Source organism: Streptomyces sp. NPDC021622 (assembly GCF_040640795.1).
GTDB lineage: Bacteria > Actinomycetota > Actinomycetes > Streptomycetales > Streptomycetaceae > Streptomyces.
Window position 1 is genome coordinate 256,651 of record NZ_JBFACK010000013.1, and the last position, 7,691, is coordinate 264,341.

Genomic DNA, 7,691 nt, shown 5'->3' on the forward strand with positions numbered 1-7,691 from the left:
GCCGAAGTTCACCCGGACTTCGGCGGCTTCTTCGCGTCAAAAGAGAACACCGTGTTCCCGGCGGCAGCCACCACCACGACTCGCCCCGAAACCACCACACGCGGACTCGCGTTCACCCCGCCGCCAAGACCATCGGCCCGCGGATCGCCGTTCCACAGTGTCCTGCCGCCCGGCGTCAGCGCCACGACCCGCCCGCTGGCCGAGCTGAAGTACAGGACACCGTCCCCGGCGACCGGCCCCGAAGCGCTGTCCACATTCGTCTGCCGGGCCCACTTCTGCCGCCCCGTCGCGGGGTCCACCGCGCTGATGAGACCGGTCGGCCCAGCGAAGTAGACGGTTTTGCCGGCCATGCCGGGCGTCGCCCCGTACGTGGTCCGCAGCGGCCGGTACGACACGTCACGGCTCTCCGTGTCGACCCGCACCACCTGGTCGTACCCGAGGAACTCCGGCCCCTTCATACGCTGATGAAGCAGTACGAGCCCGCCGTCGTCGCCGCCCACCGGCTGCACAGGCCCCTTGACCGCGACGCCCTTGTCGAGCGCGCCCGACTCCGGGTCGACGGTGTGCACGACAGGGTGGTTCAGCTCAAGACTGTCGACCTCGGCCTGCGGCGCGCACAGGGCGTACAGCCGCTCGCCCGCCGTGAAGGGCGCGCACTCCGAGCCCGCAGGCATCGGCGTCGACCAGAGCACGTCGCCGCCGCGTGCCTCGCGGGCCTCGATATGGGTGCCTGCCGGATTGACGGTCAGGACGCGGGAGCCGAAAAGCACGGCGTCCTGGGTCCGGCCCGTAAGGCCCGTCGACTGCGAGCCGGAGCCGGTCGACCACAGCTCCTTGCTGGTCTCCGCGTCCAGCGCCACGACCTGGGTCGTCGCGTCGGTCGCCCCGTCCGCGTCGGTCGGCGGGCGGTAGGCAAGCACCGTGTCGTCCGTGGCGCCCACGATGTGCATGCCCTCGACCGGTACGCCGCCGCTCTTCACCTTCCAGATCTCCTTGCCGTCGGAGATCCGCATCCGGGACGCGACGACACCACCGCCCCCGCAGAACAACGCGTCGCCGCGCGGTACGCAGCGCAGCTCGTCCGGGGGGTTCGAGCCGTTGGGCACGGTCCTGCGCCACGGGTGGAAGCCGTCGGGCAGGGGCACACCCGCCGCGGCCACGGTCTGTTCCTTGCGGTCGTCGGCAGGGGCCTCGGACCCGTCCAGCTGAAGCCACGCGACCCCGCCCCCGATGGCGGCCACGGCGAGCGCAGCGGCAAGCACCGGGCGCCAACGGCGGCGCAACCGGCGGCGGATGGACGTCTCGGACCCGTCCGGTACCCCGCCCCGGGAACCCGTGTCGCCGCCCCCGGACCCGGTGTCCCCACCTGCTGACCGATGATGCTGCGTATCCGTGTCCCGCGTACGACTGCCGCCCGCGCCCGCCGCCCCCATCTCGACCGGCAGGTCCCGCAACCGCTCCAGGAGCTCGTCCGCCGACGGCCGCGCCTCGGGGTCCTTGTCGAGGCACGGCTCGACGACCGCCCGCAGCGCCGCGGGGACCGACCCCAACGACGGTGCCTCGTGCACCACTTGATACGCCGTCATATACGGGCTGTCCGCGTCGAAGGGCCCCTGCCCGGTGGCCGCGTACACAAGAAGCGTGCCCAGCGAGAAGACGTCCGAGCGCGGCCCGACCCCCCGCGGCGCCTGCAACTGCTCCGGCGACATGAACGGCGGCGTACCGATCACCCGCCCCGTCATCGTCAGCGTCTGCTGATCCGTCGCGCGCGAGATGCCGAAGTCGATGACGCGCGGACCCTCGGGGGAGAGGACGACGTTCGACGGCTTGAGGTCGCGGTGCACGACGCCCACCCGGTGGATGTCCCGCAGCGCCTCCGTCAGACCGATGGCGAGCGTGCGCAGCTCCGCGCCGGCCAGCGGGCCCCGCTTGGCGATGCGCTGGGCGAGCGTGTGCCCCTCTATATAGGCCGTCGCCATCCAGGGATGCTCGGCCTCCGGGTCCGCGTCGACCACCGCGGCGGTGAACGCGCCGCTCACCCGCCGCGCCGCCGCCACCTCCTGCCGGAAGCGGATGCGGAACTCCTCGTCCCCGGCGAACTGCTGGTGGATCAGCTTGATCGCCACGGGCCGCCCCGAAGCCGTACGCGCCAGAAAGACCGTGCCCATGCCGCCCGAACCGAGCCGCGCCTCGAGCGGATAGCCGCCGATCTCGGCTGGGTCACCTCCGCGGAGCGACACTCTCCCCGACCTCCCCGTCCCCCGTGCACCAGTTGCCGCATGAGCCCGTTTACCTGTCCTGCCGCACAAACTAGCTGCCGAGTGGTACGGCAGGGCAAGGCGGGGGACGAATAGGGCGCGCCCGCACCGCGGCCACTCCGGGCGATACTCGGAGGGTGAGCGCAGATTCCAGCACCCCCGACCGCACGGACGCTACGGCCCCCGGCCCGCAGCCCGAACCCCTCCGCTTCTTCGGCACGACCTGGGTCGCCCACGACAACGGCTATGCCGCACGTCGCGCCGGAGCCGCGGCCGGCTCGCTGCTCGCGGCCGTGGCCGGCTGCTTCGTGCTGCGTTTCGCGTACGAGGGCATGGCGATCGCCGACGTAGGCACCTTCGTGAACGTCCTGATGGTCGTCATGTTCGCCATCTGCAGTGCGATCGCCTTCCGGCGCACCTGGGACGGCTTCACCCGACGCCACGACCCGGCGTCCCAGTCATCGATGCGCGGCCTGATGACCATCGGCTTCATCGGCTCGCTCCTCGCCTACTTCCTCCGCTCCCTCACCGAGGCCCCCGGCGAGAAACTCCACCGCGAGGAGTACGAGACGGCCCGCGACCAGTACGCGAAGCGCACGTCCCGCCGCACGGGCAACCCGTCCCGGAGGAAGCGCAAGGGGTGACCGACGCGTCCGCCACCGATGCCACAACGCCAGACGCCCGCCGCACACACATGATCCACATGCCGACCGTACGATCACCGCGGCCATCGGCAGCGCACCGAACGCCCCAGAGACGGCATTGCCCGTGCCCTGCGCGATGAGCTCCTCGTCGTAGTCGGTGCGCGGCCCCTGGTGCAGCCGGCCCACCGCCGCCCCACTGAACAGCGACTCCGCGGCCGCGATCAGCGCGAGGCGAGGACGGCACCGACCACGCCCCCGCCCGCGGCGCTTCGGCGTCCCCCATCGCGCACAGCTGCCCGACGATCAGCACGACCCCGATGCCTGCGAGCATCCCTGCACCACGGCCACGGGCCGTAGCACCCCACCCCGACCTGCAGCAGCCCCGCCCCGAGCACGAGCACGAGCGAGCCGTGCTGTGGGCAGGCGTTCCGCACGGCGGAACAGGTGGGCACAACGCCACCTGCCGAGCACCGAACCCCAAAGGGCCAGGCTGCGGCCGACCGCGGAGCACCCCAAAGCTGGCTGGTACCGAACCTCGGAGGAGCCACCCCTTGACGCCCCTGCCCCCGGGCGAGCGATAATCATCGCATGATGAATAATCAACCACCAGCGATCGAGGCGAAGGACCTCTCCGTAACCCGAGGCCCCCGCCGAGTCCTCCGCAACCTCTCCTTCACGGTCCCCCCAGGTCAGATCACCGGCCTCCTCGGCCCCTCCGGCTGCGGCAAATCCACCCTGATGCGCGCAGTCGTCGGTACCCAGGCCAAGGTCACCGGCACCCTGAACGTCCTCGACCGCCCCGGCGGCGCCCGCGAACTCCGCTCCCGCATCGGCTACGTCACCCAGAGCCCATCGGTCTACGACGACCTGACGGTCTGTCAGAACCTGGACTACTTCGCCGCCATCCTCGACCCCGGCCACGGCCCCGCCGCACAACGCCGCCACGACACCGTCACCCGAGCCATCTCCGACGTGGACCTCACCTCCCACGCCGACTCCCTGGCCGGACACCTCTCCGGAGGCCAACGCAGCCGCGTCTCCCTGGCGGTGGCCCTGCTCGGCACGCCGGAACTCCTCGTGCTCGACGAGCCGACCGTCGGCCTGGACCCGGTACTCCGCCGTGACCTGTGGAACCTCTTCCACACCATCGCCGCCGACCGCGGCGCCACGATCCTCGTCTCCTCCCACGTCATGGACGAGGCCGAACGCTGCCACCGCCTCCTCCTGATGCGCGAAGGCGAACTCCTCGCCGACGACACCCCCGACGCCCTGCGCACCAGCACCGGCTGCGAAACGGTCGAAGCGGCCTTCCTCCACCTGGTCGACCAGGCAAACGCGGCCCAGAGCGAGGCGAACAACTCCGAGAGCCCGGCGAACACCCCGAGCGCGGCGAACACCCCCCGGAACGACCCCCGCAGGAGCCCCCGATGAACACCTACCGCACCCTCGCCACCGCGGCCCGCGTCCTACGGCAGCTCCTCCACGACCCCCGCACCATCGGCATGATGCTCCTGGTCCCCTGCGTGATGCTGCTGCTCCTGCGCTACGTGTTCGACGGCAGCCCGCAGACCTTCGACTCCATCGGCGCCTCCCTCCTCGGCATCTTCCCCCTCATCACGATGTTCCTTGTGACCTCCATCGCCACCCTGCGCGAACGCACCTCCGGCACCCTGGAACGCCTCCTCGCCATGCCCCTCGCCAAGGGCGACCTGATCGTCGGCTACGCCATCGCCTTCGGCACCCTCGCCGCCATCCAGTCGGTCCTCGCCACCGGCCTCGCCCTCTGGGCCCTCGGCCTCGACGTCACCGGCTCCGCCTGGCTGCTGCTCCTTGTCGCCCTCCTCGACGCCCTGCTCGGCACCGCGCTCGGCCTCTTCGTCTCGGCCTTCGCGGCCTCCGAGTACCAGGCCGTCCAGTTCATGCCGGCCGTGATCTTCCCCCAGCTCCTCCTCTGCGGCCTGTTCACCCCGCGTGACCAGATGCAGCCCGTCCTCGAGGCGATCTCCAACGTCCTGCCCATGTCGTACGCCGTCGACGGCATGAACGAAGTCCTCCGCCACGCCTCCGTCACCAGCGACTTCGTACGCGACGTCGTCATCGTCGCCGGCTGTGCCGTACTCGTCCTCGCCCTGGGCGCCGCCACCCTCCGCCGTCGCACGACCTGACCCACACCAATGCGAGGATGACCCCACCCAGCCGAACCGGTGCCCCGCTGAACCACCGGCCCCGCTGGCGGAACCGCTGAACCGCTGAACCGCACCTGGAGGGTGACCCACACATGCCCCAGCCCGTCGCAGTCCTCGGCACCGGCAAGATCGGCGAAGCCCTCCTCAGCGGAATGATCAGGGCAGGCTGGGCCCCCGCCGACCTCCTCGTCACCACCCGCCGCGCCGAACGAGCCGCGGAACTCCGCACCCGCTACGGCGTCGACCCCGTCAGCAACGCCGAGGCAGCCAAGCAGGCCGACACCCTCATCCTGGCCGTCAAGCCGCAGGACATGGGCCGCCTCCTCGACGAACTCGCCCCGCACGTCGCCCCCGACCGCCTGGTCATCAGCGCCGCCGCAGGTATCACCACCGCCTTCATCGAAGAACGCCTCGCCGACAACACCCCCGTCGTCCGCGTCATGCCCAACACCCCGGTCCTCGTGGACGAAGGCATGTCCGTCATCTCCGCGGGCAGCCACGCCACCGCCGCCCACCTCGCCCACACCGAGGAGATCTTCGGCGCCGTCGGCAAGACCCTGCGCGTCCCCGAGACCCAGCAGGACGCCTGCACCGCCCTCTCCGGCTCCGGCCCGGCGTACTTCTACTACCTCGTCGAAGCCATGACCGACGCGGGCATCCTCCTCGGCCTGCCCCGCGACAAGGCCCACGACCTGATCGTCCAGGCCGCGATCGGCGCCGCCGTGATGCTCCGCGACAGCGGCGAACACCCGGTCAAGCTCCGCGAGAACGTCACCTCCCCTGCCGGCACCACCATCAACGCCATCCGCGAACTCGAGAACCACGGCGTACGCGCGGCCCTCATCGCCGCCCTCGAAGCCGCCCGCGACCGCAGCCGCGAACTGGCCTCCGGCAACAACACCTGACCCCCTCGGCGCCGGGGGCCCCGCGCCCCCGGCGACCTCACTCCGCCGCGGTGACGACCTCCGCCGTCGTCACCGCAAGCCCACGCGCTACCGCGCCTCGTTCACCGGCGGCAGCAGACCGATCGCGCGATAGGCGGTGTCCACCGTCGGCTTGGACATCCCCCTCGCCCTCTCGGCCCCCCGCCGTAACACCTCCTCTACATACGCGGGATCCGCGACCAGCTCCTTGTGCCTCTCCTGCACGGGCCTGAGCAGCTCCACCACGGCCTCGGCGGTGTCCTTCTTCAACGCTCCGTACGACTCATATGCACCGCTCAAGCCGTCTGGGTTCCCACCCTCACAAGCGGCCAGGATCTCCAGCAGATTCGACACCCCCGGCTTGGCCTCCCGGTCGTACCCGACCTCGCTCCCGCTGTCCGTGACAGCGCGCAGGATCTTCTTCCGGATCACATCGGGCTCATCGAGCAGATAGACGATCCCGGCCCCTGCCTCGTGGGACTTGCCCATCTTCGACGTCGGATCCTGCAGATCCATGACCCGCGCCGCCACCTTGGGATTCGTGGCCCGCGGCACCACGAACGTCTGCCCGTACCGCTGGTTGAACCGCACCGCCAGATCCCGGGTGAGCTCGACGTGCTGCGTCTGGTCGTCCCCGACCGGCACCTCGTCCGCCCCGTACGCCAGGATGTCCGCCGCCATCAGCACCGGATAGGTGAGCAGCGAAAGCCGCACACTCCCGCCCCGGGCCTGCTCCCGCACGGACTTCTCCTTGTACTGGATCATCCGCCGCATCTCGCCGTCCGTCGCGACGCACTCCAGCAGATACGAGAGCCGGGCGTGCTCGTCCACATGACTCTGTACGAACACGGTGGCCCGCTCGGGATCGATCCCCGCCGCGAGCAGCAACGTCGCCGCCTGCCGGCTCAGCCTGCGCACCCGCCCGGGATCGTGCTCCACGGTCAGGGCGTGCAGATCGACGACGCTGAACAGCGCCTCGGCCCGGTACTGGTCGACTTCTGCCCACGGGCGTACGGCACCCAGGTAGTTCCCGAGGGTCAGATGCCCCGTCGGCTTGACCCCGCTGAAGATCCGCGTCATCTCTCTACCTCCTGGTCAGGCCCGCCGGCCCGACGGCCGGGCTCCGGGTCCTCCAGGGGGAGAAACACGAACGGCCGCCGAGGCGGCGGCCGTTGAGTACATGCGTATGTACGGCCGCCCTCAGGCGGCCCACCACAGTTGGGTGTTCGCATGCGTAGTCACGCCTCCTACCGTAGCTCCTGAGAGGCTCCGTGGCGTGGGGTTGACACGCCCTGACCAGATACGTAGTGTTCTCCGGGTTGCCCGACGTGAGCGTCGACCACTTGGTCGGTCCCCGGGCAGCCATTCCGCAACAAGCATTCAAGCGATCGACGTCGTGTCTCTTTGCTGAGCCGTCGTCCGTTCGTTTTCATATGCGTTTGCGAAATGAGGAATCCGCGTTCGAAAGGGCGCCCCGATTAGGTCGGGAGCCAGGAATCCGCTAAAGTCTCACTCGTCGGAACGGCCCAACAGCCGGGAAGACAAACCCCGCTGACTGGGAGTCAGGCCCGAAAGGATCTGATAGAGTCGGAACCGCCGGAAAGGGAAACGCGAAAGGCCGAGAGGCCGGAGCGGAAACCTGAAAGGCACCGAGGAAATCGGACACGAAAGAGTCTGATA

General features: G+C 70.1%; 6 protein-coding genes and 1 pseudogene. 4 read left to right on the top strand and 3 right to left on the bottom strand.

All coding sequences use genetic code 11. The features are described from left to right. Window positions 1–8: 8 nt before the first annotated feature. Complete coding sequence (locus AB0G47_RS26190) at window positions 9–2,240, bottom strand: serine/threonine-protein kinase (RefSeq protein ID WP_360774499.1); 2,232 nt, start codon at window positions 2,238–2,240, stop codon at window positions 9–11. Between the two features lie 155 nt (window positions 2,241–2,395). Between AB0G47_RS26190 and AB0G47_RS26195 the strand changes: the two genes are divergently transcribed. Then, window positions 2,396–2,902 (top strand): EamA/RhaT family transporter, encoded by a 507-nt coding sequence (locus AB0G47_RS26195; protein WP_360774502.1) that lies wholly within the window; start codon window positions 2,396–2,398, stop codon window positions 2,900–2,902. A gap of 60 nt (window positions 2,903–2,962) precedes the next feature. Here the strand turns inward: AB0G47_RS26195 and AB0G47_RS26200 are convergent. Further along, window positions 2,963–3,130, bottom strand: a pseudogene (locus AB0G47_RS26200) (SulP family inorganic anion transporter); the annotation flags it as partial. Between the two features lie 360 nt (window positions 3,131–3,490). Between AB0G47_RS26200 and AB0G47_RS26205 the strand changes: the two are divergent. The 3 genes from AB0G47_RS26205 (at window position 3,491) to proC (ending at window position 5,993) form a co-directional block, all read left to right on the top strand. Next, window positions 3,491–4,333, top strand: coding sequence for an ABC transporter ATP-binding protein (locus AB0G47_RS26205; protein ID WP_360774505.1), 843 nt, complete (start codon window positions 3,491–3,493; stop codon window positions 4,331–4,333). After that, entirely contained in the window at window positions 4,330–5,067 is a 738-nt protein-coding gene (locus AB0G47_RS26210; protein ID WP_360774506.1) for an ABC transporter permease, read from the top strand. Before AB0G47_RS26205 ends, AB0G47_RS26210 begins: the two co-directional genes overlap by 4 nt. A gap of 113 nt (window positions 5,068–5,180) precedes the next feature. Beyond that, the gene (gene proC, locus AB0G47_RS26215; RefSeq protein ID WP_360774509.1) at window positions 5,181–5,993 is read left to right on the top strand and encodes a pyrroline-5-carboxylate reductase; all 813 of its coding nucleotides are present in this window, start codon (window positions 5,181–5,183) and stop codon (window positions 5,991–5,993) included. Window positions 5,994–6,080: 87 nt separating this feature from the next. Here proC and trpS read toward each other — a convergent pair whose 3' ends face one another. Next, a complete protein-coding gene (gene trpS, locus AB0G47_RS26220; protein ID WP_360774512.1) occupies window positions 6,081–7,091 on the bottom strand; it encodes a tryptophan--tRNA ligase in 1,011 nt (336 codons plus the stop codon). Window positions 7,092–7,691: the final 600 nt, after the last annotated feature.

Excerpts from the sequence above, each read along its gene's own strand:
- AB0G47_RS26205 (WP_360774505.1), top strand. The coding sequence starts at position 3,491 with ATGATGAATAATCAACCACCAGCGATCGAGGCGAAGGACCTCTCCGTA.
- AB0G47_RS26210 (WP_360774506.1), top strand. The coding sequence starts at position 4,330 with ATGAACACCTACCGCACCCTCGCCACCGCGGCCCGCGTCCTACGGCAG.
- proC (WP_360774509.1), top strand. The coding sequence starts at position 5,181 with ATGCCCCAGCCCGTCGCAGTCCTCGGCACCGGCAAGATCGGCGAAGCC.
- trpS (WP_360774512.1), bottom strand. The coding sequence starts at position 7,091 with ATGACGCGGATCTTCAGCGGGGTCAAGCCGACGGGGCATCTGACCCTC.